The sequence below is a fragment of the Pseudomonas sp. MWU13-2105 genome, assembly GCF_023242315.1.
GTDB lineage: Bacteria > Pseudomonadota > Gammaproteobacteria > Pseudomonadales > Pseudomonadaceae > Aquipseudomonas.
Window position 1 is genome coordinate 49,012 of record NZ_JALLIY010000010.1, and the last position, 15,297, is coordinate 64,308.

The 15,297-nt window shown below is 63.7% G+C and carries 14 protein-coding genes; 3 read left to right on the top strand and 11 right to left on the bottom strand.

Annotated elements, in window-relative coordinates; all coding sequences use genetic code 11:
- Positions 1 to 16: 16 nt before the first annotated feature.
- From M5B96_RS15920 to M5B96_RS15960, 9 genes are all read right to left on the bottom strand, one after another.
- Positions 17 to 1,048: a DUF2157 domain-containing protein gene (locus tag M5B96_RS15920; protein WP_248797691.1), complete on the bottom strand. Its 1,032-nt coding sequence runs from the start codon at positions 1,046 to 1,048 to the stop codon at positions 17 to 19.
- A complete protein-coding gene (locus tag M5B96_RS15925; protein WP_248797693.1) occupies positions 1,045 to 2,034 on the bottom strand; it encodes a DUF2157 domain-containing protein in 990 nt (329 codons plus the stop codon). The genes M5B96_RS15920 and M5B96_RS15925 overlap by 4 nt, the downstream gene beginning before the upstream one ends.
- A gap of 146 nt (positions 2,035 to 2,180) precedes the next feature.
- On the bottom strand, positions 2,181 to 3,152 hold the full coding sequence (locus tag M5B96_RS15930; RefSeq protein ID WP_248797694.1) for an ABC transporter ATP-binding protein: 972 nt from the start codon (positions 3,150 to 3,152) through the stop codon (positions 2,181 to 2,183).
- Positions 3,152 to 4,141 carry an ABC transporter ATP-binding protein gene (locus M5B96_RS15935; protein ID WP_248797695.1) on the bottom strand — a complete coding sequence of 330 codons (990 nt, stop codon included), beginning with the start codon at positions 4,139 to 4,141 and terminating at the stop codon, positions 3,152 to 3,154. Before M5B96_RS15935 ends, M5B96_RS15930 begins: the two co-directional genes overlap by 1 nt.
- Positions 4,142 to 4,143: 2 nt before the next feature.
- Positions 4,144 to 5,025, bottom strand: a complete 882-nt coding sequence (gene ddpC / locus M5B96_RS15940) for a D,D-dipeptide ABC transporter permease (RefSeq protein ID WP_248797696.1) — start codon at positions 5,023 to 5,025, stop codon at positions 4,144 to 4,146.
- A gap of 1 nt (position 5,026) precedes the next feature.
- Complete coding sequence (locus M5B96_RS15945) at positions 5,027 to 6,043, bottom strand: ABC transporter permease (RefSeq protein WP_248797697.1); 1,017 nt, start codon at positions 6,041 to 6,043, stop codon at positions 5,027 to 5,029.
- Between the two features lie 75 nt (positions 6,044 to 6,118).
- The gene (locus tag M5B96_RS15950) at positions 6,119 to 7,699 is read right to left on the bottom strand and encodes an ABC transporter substrate-binding protein (RefSeq protein WP_248797698.1); all 1,581 of its coding nucleotides are present in this window, start codon (positions 7,697 to 7,699) and stop codon (positions 6,119 to 6,121) included.
- 194 nt (positions 7,700 to 7,893) lie between these two features.
- Entirely contained in the window at positions 7,894 to 8,442 is a 549-nt protein-coding gene (gene ddpX / locus M5B96_RS15955) for a D-alanyl-D-alanine dipeptidase (protein ID WP_248797699.1), read from the bottom strand.
- Positions 8,443 to 8,477: 35 nt separating this feature from the next.
- Entirely contained in the window at positions 8,478 to 9,338 is an 861-nt protein-coding gene (locus M5B96_RS15960) for a MurR/RpiR family transcriptional regulator (RefSeq protein WP_248797700.1), read from the bottom strand.
- A 281-nt stretch (positions 9,339 to 9,619) separates the two neighbouring features.
- Here M5B96_RS15960 and M5B96_RS15965 point away from each other — a divergent pair, with 281 nt between their 5' ends.
- From M5B96_RS15965 to hemN, 3 genes are all read left to right on the top strand, one after another.
- Positions 9,620 to 10,063, top strand: a complete 444-nt coding sequence (locus M5B96_RS15965) for a CopD family copper resistance protein (protein ID WP_248797885.1) — start codon at positions 9,620 to 9,622, stop codon at positions 10,061 to 10,063.
- Positions 10,064 to 10,171: 108 nt separating this feature from the next.
- Positions 10,172 to 11,521, top strand: a complete 1,350-nt coding sequence (locus M5B96_RS15970) for a coproporphyrinogen III oxidase (protein ID WP_248797701.1) — start codon at positions 10,172 to 10,174, stop codon at positions 11,519 to 11,521.
- Positions 11,505 to 12,893 (top strand): oxygen-independent coproporphyrinogen III oxidase, encoded by a 1,389-nt coding sequence (gene hemN / locus M5B96_RS15975; RefSeq protein ID WP_248797702.1) that lies wholly within the window; start codon positions 11,505 to 11,507, stop codon positions 12,891 to 12,893. Before M5B96_RS15970 ends, hemN begins: the two co-directional genes overlap by 17 nt.
- A gap of 13 nt (positions 12,894 to 12,906) precedes the next feature.
- Here the strand turns inward: hemN and M5B96_RS15980 are convergent, their stop codons facing one another.
- The gene (locus tag M5B96_RS15980) at positions 12,907 to 14,412 is read right to left on the bottom strand and encodes a nitrite reductase (protein WP_248797703.1); all 1,506 of its coding nucleotides are present in this window, start codon (positions 14,410 to 14,412) and stop codon (positions 12,907 to 12,909) included.
- Complete coding sequence (cobA, locus tag M5B96_RS15985; protein WP_248797704.1) at positions 14,409 to 15,248, bottom strand: uroporphyrinogen-III C-methyltransferase; 840 nt, start codon at positions 15,246 to 15,248, stop codon at positions 14,409 to 14,411. Before cobA ends, M5B96_RS15980 begins: the two co-directional genes overlap by 4 nt.
- Positions 15,249 to 15,297 lie beyond the last annotated feature (49 nt).

The following is a 15,297-nucleotide window of genomic DNA, read 5'->3' on the forward strand; positions in this document are numbered from 1 at the left end:
GTCGGGTGACGCTGATTCAAGCGTCGGTAGCTGCGGCGCCACGGCGTTCCCGTCGCGCGGACTCCAGCCAGATCACCAGCGCCAGCAGGCTGCCACCGGCTATCAGCAGACTCAGCAGCCAACCCAGGGTCTCGGCGATCTGGGTGAAGAACAGGGTGTAGAGCTGGATGATGAAGAAGGTTGAGCCATAGCCCACCAGCATGCCGAAACGCAAACGGATCCCCAGCGCCAGAATCCCCAGGCTGACCAGCCCCCAGAGCAGGTTATACAGCACCAGTTCACCGGCATCGGCCAGGTGCCAGGGGCCATCGATCAGCTCGTAGCTGCCAAACAGCGACAGCAGCCACAGGGACATTTCGCCGACAAACAAGCCGCAGGAAATCCACACCTTGGCAAAGCCGCCATAACGCCCCAGCCACCCGGCCTCGCCGCGCAGATGCAGCACGCCCGCCGCGATCAACGCGAGCGCCGCGCCGAGAAAGCGCAGCGGGTAGTTCATGCCGAACCAGTAAGCGCCCCAGCCGGACTGATAGCCGCTGCGCCCGCCAAACCAGACAAAGAACAGCACGCTGCACAGGGTCAACAGCAAGACATTGTTCAGGGCATAACTGAGCACCAGCAGGATCAGCAGATCGACCAGCAGCAGCGCCGGCCAGTTGCCCGAGCCATCCGAATAGATCATGCCCAGCACGAAACTGCTGCCGATCAAGGCAAAGCCGCCGAGCAACTCAAGGGTGCCGCCCAGCAGTTTCAGCTGCCTGCCGATCAACCAGCGCCCGCCAACCAGTAGCCCCAGGGTTGCCAGCGCCAGGCTGGCGGCCAGTTTCGGCAGGGTGAATTCCAGGTGTTCGCGCAGAAACAGCAGCAACCCCGCCGCCAGGCTGATCGCGCCAAAGGTCAGGAACCAGCGACCCAGCGAGCGCCAGTCCCAGCGCGTCAGTACATAACGCTCGCCGATCCGTGCGTGCTGGTCGATGTCGATCTGGCCGTCTCGCAGCCATTGATCCAGTGCGTTGTGCACCTGTTGATTACGCTGATCCGGGCTCATTGTGCCGCTCCCTTGGTGCGCAGGGCCATGCGCTCGAACGACCAGCCGAGTAACAGGCCGATGAGCCCGGCCAGCGCGAAAAACGTTGCGATACCCAGGTGGTCCCAGGAGTACTCATAAAAGCGCGTGTACAGGTCGATGCCCAGGAACACCACGGCGAAACCGGTAAAGCTCGGATGCTTGAAGCGCGCGCCGACCACCAGTTGCCCGATGGCCGCCAGGGTAAACAGCCAGGTCCACAGGCGCGGGTCGCGGCCCAGGTCATCCAGGCTGAGAAACCAGAGGGAACAATTGAGGTAGAGCAGCCCGAAGATCACATACAGCCGGCCAAACCCGCAGAAGCGGCGCAACGCGCGCTCCTCGGCCAGTTGGTGAGATAAACCCAATACCGCCGCCAGCGCGGCAATGACCGCCATCGAGCGTGGGTCCTGGATGTTGAAAAAATAGCCGCCGTTCCCGACGTACCGGCCCCAGGCCCCAAGCCCGTGGAATGCGCACAGCAGGCCGAGGAGCAGCGGCCAGCGCAAACGATAACGGTAGGCGGTGAGAACGCTCAGCAGCGCCGTGATCAACAGCGCCAACGGCACATTGCCAAGCTCACCCTCGTAATTATTTGACGAGCCCAGCAACAGGCTGGCGCCGATCAGGACCAGGCCGATGGTCAGGAGCGCCACACCGGTGACCGGCGCGCGCCGGGCCGGATCGCGTGCCATGCGCACACCGACCCACCACAAGCCGGCCCCGGCGCAGAAAAACAGCACGGCGCCGACCATCACCGACTGGCTGAACAGGCTCAGGCCCCCCAGCACCGCCATGCCGATCAGCAGGACCGCACCGATTCCCAGCCATTGCAGCACGCTGGACAACAGTTGTCCCGGTTGCTCGTACGGTGCGCTCAGGCGCTTGCGGGCTTCGGCATCGATCAGGCCACGGTGATGCCAGTCGGCGATTTCGTGAACCAGCAGCTGCTTTGTCGTTTTTCTCATGGTGTCCAGCGATCCGTGATGTGAAAAATCCAATGACCTACAGAACATTAGTGTCATTCTCAACACGCGGCGTCACATTTTGAAAACCGAAGTCTGCTCAGGCTCCACACCGCTGCGGGCGGCGGCCTTTGCGCCGCACGACAGGATCAGCCTTGCACATGGCACCTGACCCGCTGCACCTCCTCTCCCAGCAAGGCCTGGGGTTTCTCGCAGCCGCTCGTGCACAGGCTGCAGCGCTCACGAAAGAAACAGCCCTGCGGAAGGCGCCGGTTCCCCGGCAGTTCGGTCGGCGCCGCCAGCTGTTCCGCATGCAGGGGGACGCCGAGGCGCGGCACCGCTTCGAGCAGCAGGCGTGTGTACGGGTGACGTGGCTGCTCCAGCACCTGGGCGGCGCTGCCCAGTTCGACGATCTGCCCCAGGTACATCACCGCCACCCGGTCGGCCATATGCCGTACGACCGAGACGTTATGGGAGATCAGGATGTAGGTCAGGTTGCGCGCGCGTTGCAGCTCCGCCAGCAGGTTGAGGATTTGCGCCTGCACCGAGATGTCCAGCGCCGAGGTCGGTTCGTCGAGGACAATGATGTCCGGGTCGGACGACAGCGCGCGGGCAATCGCGATGCGCTGGCGCTGGCCACCGGAAAACTGATGGGGGAAGCGGTCCAGGTACTCCGGGCGTATGCCGACCTGGGCCGCGACCCTGGCCGCGATCTCGCGCATCTGTGCCCGCGGTGCATGCCCCCGGGCGTACAGCGGCTCGGTGATGATCCTCCAGATCGGCAGGCGTGGATCAAGCGAGGATTGCGGGTCCTGGAACACGATCTGCACATTGCTGCTGGCCTGGCCATCGGCGCGAGCGGCCCAGCTCAGCGCGCCGCTGCTCGGTGCCAGCAAGCCCATCAACAGCTGCGCCAGGGTGCTTTTGCCGCAACCCGACTCACCGACGATACCCAGGGTTTCGCCAGCCCTGACCTGCAGGTCGATGCCGTTCAGCGCATGGGCGTAACCCCGTGGTCGGCCCAGCCAGTCATTGCTCACCGGGAACCGGACGCGCACATCCTCCAGCCGCAGAATCTCGGGCGCCATGTCGGTCATGGCGCCAATCACAGCACTGTTCATCACGAAAGCTCCTTGACCGGTAACCAGCACGCGCTTCTGCGCTGCTCATCACCGTTGATGGGGTTGAGGCTCGGGCGCCGGGCGCAGATCGGCATGCTGTGCGGGCAGCGCTCCGCGAAGGTGCAGCCCGGGGGCAGGGCGGCCAGGTTCGGCACTTGGCCGGGGATGGTCATCAGCGGCTGCCCCGGCTCGACCATCTCGGGCAGGCCGCTGAGCAACCCCCGGGTATAAGGATGCTGCGGATTGCCCATGACCTCGGCGGTACGACCCTGCTCGACCACGGCTCCGGTGTACATGACGTAAACCCGGTCGCAGAACTGCGAGACCAGGGCCATGTCGTGGGTGATCAGCAGAATGGCGGTGCCTTTCTGCCGGGCCTTTTCCCGCAGCAGCAACAGCACCTGGCGTTGCACGGTGACGTCGAGGGCGGTGGTCGGTTCGTCGGCAATCAGCAGTTGCGGTTCACAGGAGAACGCCAGCGCAATCATCACCCGCTGGCGCATACCGCCGGACAGCTCGAACGGATAGCTGTCCAGGACTTGTTCGGGGCTGGCGATATGCATGTCATGCAGCAACGCGATGGCCTTGAGGCGGGCCTCGGCGGCGCTGATCTTCTGGTGATGGATGATTACGTCGAGCATTTGCCGGCCAATGCGCCGGGTCGGGTTCAGGGCGGTCATCGGTTCCTGGAAAATCATCGCCGCATCGCGGCCGCGGATCTGCAGCAGCTCCTTTTCGGACGCGGCCAGCATGTCGCGATCGAGCATCCTCAGGCTGCCGGCGGTGATGCGATAGCTGCGCTCGGGCAACAGGCGCATGCTCAGCATCGCCGTGACCGACTTGCCCGAGCCGGACTCGCCGACCACGCCGACGATCTCGCCGGGATTGACCTGCAGCGAGACACCGTTCAAGGCCTTGACGTTGTTCTGGTACGCCGGGAATTCCAGGCTCAGGTTGTCGATGGCCAGTACTGGAGTGGAGGTGTGCATGCTCATTTCCCCTGTTGCCGTGGATCGAGCAGATCGCGCACGCCATCGCCCAGCAGGTTGAAACCGGTCGCGGTGATCAGGATCGCCAGGCCGGGAAAGGTCGAATACCACCAGTTATCGAGGATGTAGTTGCGCCCGGTGGCGACCATCGCGCCCCATTCGGCGGTCGGTTGCTGCGCGCCCAGGCCGATAAAGCCCAGGGCCGACGCCATGAGAATGGCGCTGCCGATATCCAGGCTCAGTTGCACCAGCAGCGGCGGCATGGCATTGCGCGCCACGTGCCAGTGGACCATGTGCCAGCGCCCGGCGCCGAAGGTCTGTGCGGCCTTGACGTAGCCCATCTGGCGGATACTCAGGGCCTGGCCGCGGGCCAGTCGCACATAGGACGGAATCCGTACCAGGGTGATCGCCAGCATGGCGTTGAACAGGCTGGCGCCCAACGCGGCGGCCAGGGCCATGATCAGCACCAGGGACGGCACCGACAGCATGATGTCCATCAGGCGCATGATCAGCGCGTCGAAACGCCCGCCGATCACCCCGGAAAAACAGCCGAGCAAACCACCGATCAAACACGAGGCAAAGGCCACGAACAGGCCGACGCCCACTGATTGCTGGCTGCCGAACAAGACCCGGCTGAACAGGTCCCGGCCGACCTCATCGGTGCCGAACCAATGCTCGGCGGACGGCGGCATCAGGCGCGCGCCGAGGTCCAGGGCGTTGGGATCGTGGCTGGCCAGCCAAGGGGCGAAGAGCATGCACAGCAAGACAATAAAACTGATCGTGAGGCCGGCCATGGTCAGCGGGCTGCGGCGGATCTGATAGGCCAGGTAGGCGAGCTTTTCGCCCCAGCGCGGGCCGCGCGCGGCGGTCAGGGTCACGGACATTTCAATTCACCTCGCCGATGCGTGGGTCGATCACGCGGTACAAAAGATCGATGGCCATGTTCAGCAGTACATAGATGAACGACACCAGGATCGCGAAGCCCATCACCGCCGGGAAGTCCAGCGACTGGATCGACTTGACCACATAGGCGCCCATGCCGGGCCAGGCAAACACGGTTTCGGTCAGCACGGCGCCATACAGCAGGTCACCGAGGGTCAGCCCGAGCACGGTCACTGATGGGATCAGCGCGTTGGGCAGGGCGTGGCGCAGGATCACCGTCCAGCGCGACAGACCATAGGCACGGGCGGTGCGGATATAGTCCTCGGCCAGTTGTTCGAGCATGGCCGAGCGAATCTGCCGGGCGACCACGCCGAGGGTGACGAAACCCAGGGTCGCGGCTGGCAGGATCAGGTGTTGCAGCACATCGAGAAACAGGCTGCCGTCGCCGGCAAGCAGCGCATCGATCAGGTAGAAACCGCTGAAGGTCGGCGGCGGTACCAGCCCCTCGGACAAGCGCCCGCCGCCGGGCAACCAACCGAGCTGGCCGTAGAACAGCACAATCGCCCCGAGCCCGAGCCAGAAGGCCGGGGTGGAAATACCGGTGACCGCCAGCGTGCGGGCGATCTGGTCGATGGCGCGATTGTGATAGACCGCCGACAGCACCCCCAGCGGCACGCCGACCAGGATCGCCAGCAGCAGCGCCACCAGGGCCAGCTCCAGAGTGGCGGGGAAGAACGCCTGCAGGTCTTCGAGCACCGGACGGTTGGTGCGGATCGAGGTACCCAGGTCGCCATGCAGCAGGTCCAGCAGGTAACGGCCGTATTGTTGATACAGCGGCAGGTCCAGGCCCAACTGGTGGCGGATGCCCGCCACCAGCGCATCGCTGGCGCGGTCGCCGGCGATCAGTCGGGCCGGGTCCCCGGGGATCAGGTGCGAAATTGCAAAGGTAATCAGCGAAACGCCGAACACGACCAATACCAGGCCGAGCAGGCGCTTGCGCAATAGAGTCAGGAAGGCCATTTGGCACCTCAGTCACAGCAACGACGAGAATCAGGCACCGCGCCGACCGCGAACGGCCGGCGCGGGGGAGCAGGGTTACTTGCTCATGCTGCCCAGGTTGAAGACCTGTTCGAGCATCGGGTTGAACACATAGCCTTTGACCGCATCACGCATCGGCAAGGTGTAGCTCTTCTGATAGAGGTAGGCGTAGACGCTGTCCTTGAGCACCATTTTCTGTGCGCTCTGGTACAGCTCGACGCGCTTGGCGGTGTCGCTGGTGGCGGCCGCCTCGCGGATCAGCTTGTCGACTTCGGGGTTGCTGTAGAACGAACGGTTGCCTTGCAGGCCCTGCATCTTCGAATCGAACCAGAAGTTCATGAACATGTAGGGGTCGGCAAAGTCCGGGCTCCAGGCGCCCGAGGCTATGTCGTAATCGGCCTGGCCGACACGCTCGCGCAAGGTTGCGTTGGCGAGCTTCTCCATCTTCAGGTTGATGCCCAGAGGCGCCAGTGCGGCTTGCAGTGTCAGGCCGATCGGTTCCCAGTTGGGATCCTTGTCCGAGTACATGTAGCTGAGGCTGGTGATCTTTTGCGGAGCCTTGGCCAGGCTCGCCTTGGCGGCGGCGAGGTCCTGTTTCATCGGCGGCAACGTACTGTCGTAGGCCCACATGCCGTCCGGGATCGGCCCGTTCATCAGCTTGGCCTTGTCCTTGAGAATGCCTTTGACGATGCCGTTGTAGTCGACGGCTTCGGTAATCGCCCGACGTGCATCGACACTGGCCAGCGGGCCCTTCTTGTTGTTTAGGTACAGGTAGGTCACCCGCAGCGACGGGAATTCCCGGACCACCACGCCGGACTTCTTGGCAAGCACGCCGAGCTGGTCTTCGGGCATGTCTTCGATGATGTCCAGGTCACCGTGTTCCAGCTGCAGGCGGCGCACGGAGGGCTCGGCGATGATCTTGACCACCACGCTTTTCAGCGCCGGCTTGGGCCCGGCGAAGTAGCTGTTCGGCTCCAGGGTCAGCGACTGGCCTTTCTGCCAGGCGCTCAGGCGGAAGGGGCCGGAGCCCGCGGTGTGGCTGGACAACCAGGCATTGACGTCAGGTGTCTTGGTCAGTACGTCCGGGTTGATGATCGAGGCGCCGTTGTGGGCCAGGGTGAACAGGAACGGCGCAAACGGTGTCTTCAGGGTGAAGCGGATGGTCTGCGGATCGACCACCGTCACCAGCATGTCCTCGGGGAAGGCCCCGGACGGCCCCTGCTTGAGGGTCATCAGGCGATCGAAGGAGAACTTCACCGCGGCGGCGTCCACCGGGGCGCCGTCATCGAACTTGTTGCCAGGTTTGATCTTGAATTCCCAGACCAGGTTGTCCGGGGACACGCTCCAGCTCTCGGCCAGGTCACCCTGGACTTCGGTGCTGCTTTTATCGCCCTCGACCTTGTAACCGACCAGGCGTTGATACGACGGATAGGTGATGGTCCAGTCGTTGTTGTCAAAGGTCACGGCCGGGTCGAGGGTCTGCGGGTCGGCGGGTTTGCCGATGACCAGCGTGTCTTTGGGCACTGCCGCGCTGGCGGCTTGCCAGGCGCCGAGGCTCAAGGCGCTGCACAGGACGCTCAGCAGCAGTTTGCCAGTGCCGGGAAAGGATGTGCGGGTCACGGTGTTCGTTGGGTTCATGCCGGTTTCCTTGATCATTCGATGTATGGAAGTTCGTCAGGTTTTTTATAAAAGCTATAACCGGGCAGTTGCAGGTGAAGCATCAATAACGCTGTTTGTTGTTGTTTTCAGCCGCACCGCAGGTGGGCTGTGCTGTGTCGCTTGCGAAACTCTGTGGTTTCGTCAGTGCTGGCGTTGCGCGTTGCTTGGCTTTTTCAGGGGGCTGGCTCCTCCTCCAGCAGGGGGTAATCGTCGGCGTTCGGTAGTTCGTAATGCCACCATTCGGTATCGATCGCCTGGAACCCGGCGCCGAGCATGATCCCCAGCAACAGCAGGCGATTGCGTTGCACCTCGGCGGGCAGGTCGGGGTAGAACTGATGGGAGCGCTGTTCCATGGCATCGAAGGCGGTACCCATATCCAGCGGCTCGCCGTCGCTGTCCACCAGGGTCAGGTCCACCGCCACGCCACGGCTGTGGTGGGAACCCAGGTGCGGGTCGCGCACGTAGTCATTGTTCGGCAAGGCCGCCCACAACAGGTGCTGGGCGTAGGGCGGGCGATAGGCGTCGTAGATGCGCAGGGTCAGTCCGGCCAGGCGCGCCAGTTGGCTGGCCTTGTTCAAGCACTCGGCGGCTTGCCGATGCAGCAGGCAACGGGCGGTCGGGTAGATCACTTTTCCAGCCAGGTTGTCGGCGCTGGCGTAGATCAGGTCGATTTGCACCTGATAACGCTGGGCATCGATCTCTACAAGGGGGCTGTTGTTCACACAAACACTCCAGTTGGGCTTCACAGAGGCGGTGCTCAGCCTTCGAACTGGCCGAAGGCTTTTTGCAATTGACGATTCTTGGCCAGGCGCTCATCGAGGCGCTCGCCGTACTTCTCGGCGACGGCCGAGACCACCAGGTTCAACAGGCAGGCCAGTGGAGCAGGGGAGTCCCAGAACTGCCCGACATCGGTTTTCAGTTGCAGCAGATCCAGCGAGTAGTCCCGCGCCCAGGGGCATTGCAGGTCGGTGATCAGGGCCAGGGGCAGGTGGTTTTCCAGCGCCGCGTCACAGAAGGTCTGGGTCACGCTGGAGTAGGCGCGGAAGTCGGCAATGATCGCGTAGGGATTGGCGAAGCCGGAGTTCAGGGTTTCCGCGTAGATGCCTGAGAGGCCGTCGACGTAGTAGACCTTGGGACGAATGTATTCGAGGTGGCTATGGAAGGCGGTGAGTATCCCGCGGGTCGACTGGATCCCGAGAATGAACACCGCATCGGCTTCGTGGATACGTTGCACTATCTTGCCAAAGGCCTCGCTACGGGCCAGGCCATAGGCGTGCTGGATGGCCTCGATTTCGCGAGTCATCGAGCGGTCGAGCGCGTCGTCCTGGTTGCTTTCGGCGCGAAAGGCGGCAATCCGGTCGGTGATCAGCCATGAGCTCGGCGCTTCACCGCGCAGGCTTTTTTTCACCTCATCGAGGTTGCGGTAACCCAGCGAGCGCAAAAAACGCCCGACGGAAATCCCGCTGGTGGAGGCTTGCTGCGCGATGCTGTCGGCCGACTCGAACGGCAGTTGCTCCGGATTGCCCAGCAGATAGCTGGCGATGCGCTTGCCGGTGGGGGTCAGGCTGGAGAACTGTTGCTCCAGTAACAGAAGAAAGCTGTTCTTTTCCATGGGCATATCGGCGCGCCGGGATTCGGGATTGTTATGTTTATGTCATTTTGTCGCTTGGTGTTATAAACATAACACTGGCTTTCGCGGCAACACAATATCTTTTTCAGGCATGCCGTACCGCGCGCTCCACGGCACAGCCGGGTTTCTTGATTAACGTCAACGGCAGCTACTGGCCGGCGCTGTAGCCTCGCAGCAGGCCGATGACCCACGGCGCCAGGGCAAGCCGCCCCGAGGCCAGGGCCATGGGACCGATCTCCCTCTCGCTTGCCGTCGAAATCAAGGGCCCCATGATCTATCCGCTGCTGCTCACCCTGCATCTGTTTGCCGCGCTGGTGTTTATCGGCACGGTGTTCTTCGAGGTGCTGTTCCTGGAGAGCATTCGCCGGCAACTGCCGGCCCGGGTCATGCTGTTGGTCGAGCAGGGCATCGGGCGGCGCGCCCGGACGTTGATTCCCTGGGTCCTGCTGGTGTTGTTCGGCGCCGGGCTGGGGATGGTCTGGTTGCGCTATCTGCCGGCCCTCGCGGCACCACTGGCGTCCTCATTCGGCACCTTGCTGGCCCTGAAAATGCTGCTCGCGGCCAGTGTGCTCGGGCATTTCCTGGGAGCGATGTTCCTGTTCAAAAGCGCGCGGATGAATGCCCGCTACCTGCACTTCATCCATTACAGCCTGTTTGGCCACATGGTGTTGATCGTGCTGTTGGCCAAGGGCATGTTTTACCTGAGCTGGTGAGTCGGACGGGCGGTTGCGCGCGGGCACCGGCCCGCTTGATGCAAATCAAGGAGCCCCGGGCGCCAACACCGGACACTGCAAATCCGCAGCCCGTCTCGGAGTTCTGTCATGCTCGATTTACCTCATCCGCGCGGCGAACGACTGGTTCGACGCGACCAAGGCGTTCTCGACCTCAACGGTCATGCCGACAGCGACAAGTTTCATACCGGTATCGGTTCCCTGGATTTGCTGCGGGCCTTGCGTCTCAGCCGCCAGAAGTGCCGTCCACTGTCCCTGGCCGTGCAGTTGCTCGCCCTGGGCGAGCAGCGCGGCCGCAGCGCAGCGTATCTGCAGCGACTGGAGCGCGAGATCGATCTGGTCGCGTGTCACCTGGGCACGCAGCAACGGGTCGAGCAATTCCATCTGGGCGGCGCGACGCCGGATGCGGACGCCTTGCAGCGGCTGATGAGCCAGTTGCGCAAGCGCTTCAACTTTATCGAGCACGATGGCGGCGACTACCGCGTCGAAGTCGATCTGCACCATACCGACTGGGCGACCATGGGCTTGCTCCGCGAGTTGGGCTTCAACCAGGTCAGCATCGGTGTGCCGGATATCGGCACGGACAGCGAACTGTCGGTGGCCTGCTACCAGAACCCGGCGCCGATCCATTCGCTGATCGACGCGGCCCGGACCTTTGGCTACCGATCGGTGAATGTCGACCTGGGCTATGGCCACGCCTGGCAGACGCCGTCGAGTTTCGCACTGAAACTGGCGACCCTGATCGAGCTGGAGCCCGACCGCCTGCAGGTCTTCGACTACGCCCAGCCGCCACGGCGCTACCGGCGCGAGAATGAATACCGCAGAGCCGCCAGCAGCCCAACGGACAAGGCGGCGATGCGACGGATCTGCTTCGAGCAGTTGCTGGCGGCGGGCTACCAGTACATTGGCCTGGGCCAGTTCGTCAGGTCCGACGATGATCTGCTGCTGGCCCAGGAACGTGGCCGCTTGCGCCGCAACTGCCAGGGCTTTACCTGCCACGGCTATTGCGACCATGTCGGTTTTGGCCTGGGCGCCATCAGTCAGCTCGACGAGCTGTCGGTGCAAAACAGCGAAGCGCTATCCGACTATCTGCAGCAACTGGACGCGGGTCAGTTGGCCAGCTGTCGTGGCTGGCGCTGCGAGGCCGGCGATCAGATCAGGCAGCGGGTCAGGGAGCGCCTGGAATGTGACCTGGAGCTGGATGTCCTGGCCATCGAAAGCCGCTACGGCGTGATTTTCCGCCAGTACTTCTCGGCCGCCTGGCCGCGTCTTGAACATATGGCTCGCGACGGGCTGGTGGAGTTGTCGGAGCGCTTCATCAGCATTCTGCCTGCCGGTCGGCGCGAGCTGGATGCCATCTGCCAGCTGTTCGACGCGGATGTGAACCGTCCGGCGTACTCAGCCCATCACGAGTTTGTCGAACATGATGCCTACCTTTGATTTCAATCGTGCCCTGGTCGAGAAATATGATCGCCCGGGGCCGCGTTATACCTCTTACCCCACCGCGCCGCAGTTCCATCAGGCCTTTGCCATGGACGATTATCAGCAAGCGGTGCGGGCCAGCAACCAGGCGGCGATCCCCAAGCCGCTCTCGGCCTATATCCATATTCCGTTTTGCCAGAGCCTTTGTTACTACTGTGCCTGCCACAAGATCATCACCCGTAAAGCCCATCGCGCGGTCGAGTACCTGGGTTATCTCAAGCGTGAAATCCTCATGCAGGGCGCTTTGTTCGAGCCTGGCCGCAAACTCACGCAGTTGCACCTGGGCGGCGGCACGCCGACCTATCTGAGCGGCGAGCAGTTGGCCGAACTGATGGCCTGCCTGCATCAGGCTTTCGAAATGGATGACAGCGATGACCACGAGTTTTCCATCGAGGTCGATCCGCGCACCATCAATACCGCACAGATTCATGTCCTGCGGCGGCTGGGCTTCAACCGCCTGAGCTTTGGCGTGCAGGACTTCGACCCGGCGGTCCAGGCGGCGGTCAACCGCCAGCAGAGCGAAGCGCAGATCCATGCGCTGGTCGAGGCGGCGCGCCAGGCGCGTTTCAAATCGATCAGCGTCGACCTGATCTACGGCCTGCCACTGCAAACGACACAGAGCTTCGATGTCACCCTGGGCAAGATCATCGCCCTGCGCCCGGATCGGATCGCCGCCTACAGCTACGCGCATCTGCCCGAGCGGGTCCGCGCGCAGCGCTTGATTCGCCCGGCGGACATGCCCCCGCCCGAGCGCAAGCTGGAATTGCTCGAACTGACCATCCGCCGGCTGACCGAGGCCGGTTATGTATATATCGGCATGGACCATTTCGCCTTGCCGGAGGACGAGCTGGCGTTGGCCCGGGCCAACGGCACCTTGCACCGTAACTTCCAGGGCTATTCGACCCATGCCGACTGCGATCTGATCGGCCTCGGGGTATCGGCCATCGGCAAGGTCGGCGACAGCTACAGCCAGAGCGTCAAGGAGCTTTCGCAGTACTACGCGCGGCTCGATCAAGGCTTGTTGCCGGTGCATCGCGGTTACCGCCTGAATGCCGACGACCTGTTGCGCCGCGACGTGATCAACGACCTGATGTGCCATGGCCGCATCGACTTCGGCAAGTTCGAGACGGCCCATGGCATCCGCTTCAGGCACTACTTTGCCGAGTCCCTGGGACAACTGCAGGAGCAGGTGCGCGATCGTCTGTTGGAGATCGACGACCAAGGCCTGCAACTGCTGCCCCAGGGACACCTGATGATGCGTAGCACCGCCATGGCCTTTGATGCCTACCTCGGGGCCGGGCAGAAAGGCCTGTTCTCGCGCACCGTCTGAGGCACCACCGGGCCTAGTGCGAGGTGCCTTCGGCGAACTCGATCTTGTTGCCGACGTTGTACTTGCCCGAGGGCTTGTTCATCGGGATGCGCTTGATCTCCTTCAGGCTGTGGCTGTCATAGACGATCAAGGCGCCGTCGCTGGCCCAGATGCTCAGCAGCAGGTAACGGCCATCGTGGGTGAATTCGACGTGGGCAGCGGTCTTGCCGGGCATCGGCCGCAGGGTATGGGCGATCTCCAGGGTCTGTTTGTCGATCAGCTGGATCGCATCGTTGTCCGGGCCGAAGAACACATCGCTCCAGGCATATGGCGAGTTGATATGGCTGCGCATGAAGAAGCCCGGCCCGAGGGTGGGGATTTCCTTGATCAGCTTCCAGGTCTCGAGGTCGATGACCGAGATCAGCCCCTTGCTGATATTCGGCGTGGCGAATACCCAGCGGCCGTTGCGTTGCCAGTAGGTGCCCGAGCCCAGGTGCGGCATGCCCGGCAGCGCGATCTCGCTGACCGCCCGGCCGCTGTCGAGGTCGATCACCTGGCCGCCCTCGGCCTTGCGCGAGGTGGCCAGCAATTGGTGATAGTCCGGGGAGAAGGAGAAGTCGTCGAGGTAGTCCTCGGCGTGGATCCGTCGCGGTTGCCAGTCCGGAGTGTCGCGGCTGGACAGTTCCCAGACTTCCTTGACGTCCTTGAGGGCGACGATGAAGCTGTCCCGTGGCGGCGCGGTGTACACCGCACTGACCCGAGAGGGGCTGCCGTCCTGGCCGAGCGCCGGGATGTTCCTGACCAGGGACAGGTCGCGGGCATCGAGCACGATCAGGTTGCCGGGCAGGTAGTTGCCCACCAGCACCCAGCGGCCATCCTTGCTCACCGCCAGGTTGCGGGTGTTGAGTCCGGCGCGGATTTCGGCGATCAGCTTCAGGTTGTACAGGTCGTACAGGCTGATCCAGCCGTCGCGGGAGGCGATGTAGACAAAGCGCCCGTCCGGGGAAAACTTCGGCCCGCCATGCACGGCGAAGTGCGAGGCAAAGCGCGCCAGCACGGTAAAGCGATCGCCGTCGAGAATGTCGATGTGATGATCGCCGGCTTCCACCACCACGAACAGATTCAGCGGATCGGCATTGTGCTGTGGCGTGGCCGGCAGTCTGCCGATATCGTTGAGCAAGCTGTGGCTGGCGCGGATATCTTCGCTGCTCCAGCTCGGCGGGGTGGCCGGTGGGCGCTGCAGATAGTCCGCCAGGGCGTCGAGCCGCGCGTCGCTGAGCACTCCGGCATAGCCGGCCATCTGGCTGGCCGGGCGCCCCTTGGCAATCACCTCGCGGACCTCCGCCGGTTTGATCCGGCTGAGGCTCTCCGGCAGCAGCGCCGGCCCGCTGGCGCCGAAGCGCTGGACGCCATGACAGCCCTGGCATTGCGCCTGATAGTCCTGTGCGGCCTGTTCCAGTGCCGCACCGGAGAGGGACGCCGCCGCGCCGCCTTGAACCGCGCCGAGGCATGCCAGCGTGAGCAGCAACCGGCGCTTCATACCGCCACCTTGCTGTAGCGTGGGGCAAGTGCCGCGCCTGCAAAGCGCGCCGGATATTCCGGTTGTCGGGAAGCGAACAGGCCGACCACCTGGCCGATCACCGTCAGCGTCGGCGTACCGGCCGGGCAGGCCAGCGCCAGGCTCGGCAATTGCCGCAGGGTTCCGCGCGCGACCTGCTGGTCGGGGCGGGTGCCGTTGCTGATCAAGGCCGCCGGGGTGTCGGCGGCCAGGCCGGCGTCGATCAGGCGCCGGGCGATCATCTCCAGGTTCGCCAGGCCCATGTAGAACACCAGGGTCTGGCCGCTGTCCGCGAGGTTGCGCCAGGGCAGCGTCAACTCATTATCCTGTTGCAGGTGGCCGGTGATGAACCGGCAGGAACTGACCAGGTCGCGGTGGGTCAGCGGGATGCCGGCGTAGGCGCTGCAACCGGCCGCGGCGGTGATGCCCGGGACCACCAGGCAATCGATGCCGCGTTGCAACAGGTAGTCCAGCTCTTCGGCGCCACGGCCGAAAATGAACGGATCGCCGCCCTTGAGGCGGACCACGCGCTGATTCGCGGCGGCCAGTTCGGCGAGCAGGCGGTTGATCTGCTCCTGGGGCAGGCTGTGGCAGCCGCTGGCCTTGCCGACGTAATGGCGGGCGCAGGCCGGCGGGATCAGCGCCAGCAGTTCAGGGCTGATCAGCCGGTCATAGACCACGGCATCGGCCTGTTGCAACAGGCTCCAGGCGCGCAGGGTCAGCAGGCGCGGGTCGCCCGGGCCGGCACCGACCAGGGCGACTTCTCCGGGGTGGAACGGAGACTGCAGCGCAGCAGGTAGAACAGGGACTGAGGGCATGGCGAACTCCTTGATGCTTGATCGGGTGTGTCGGCGCCATCCTGAGTCG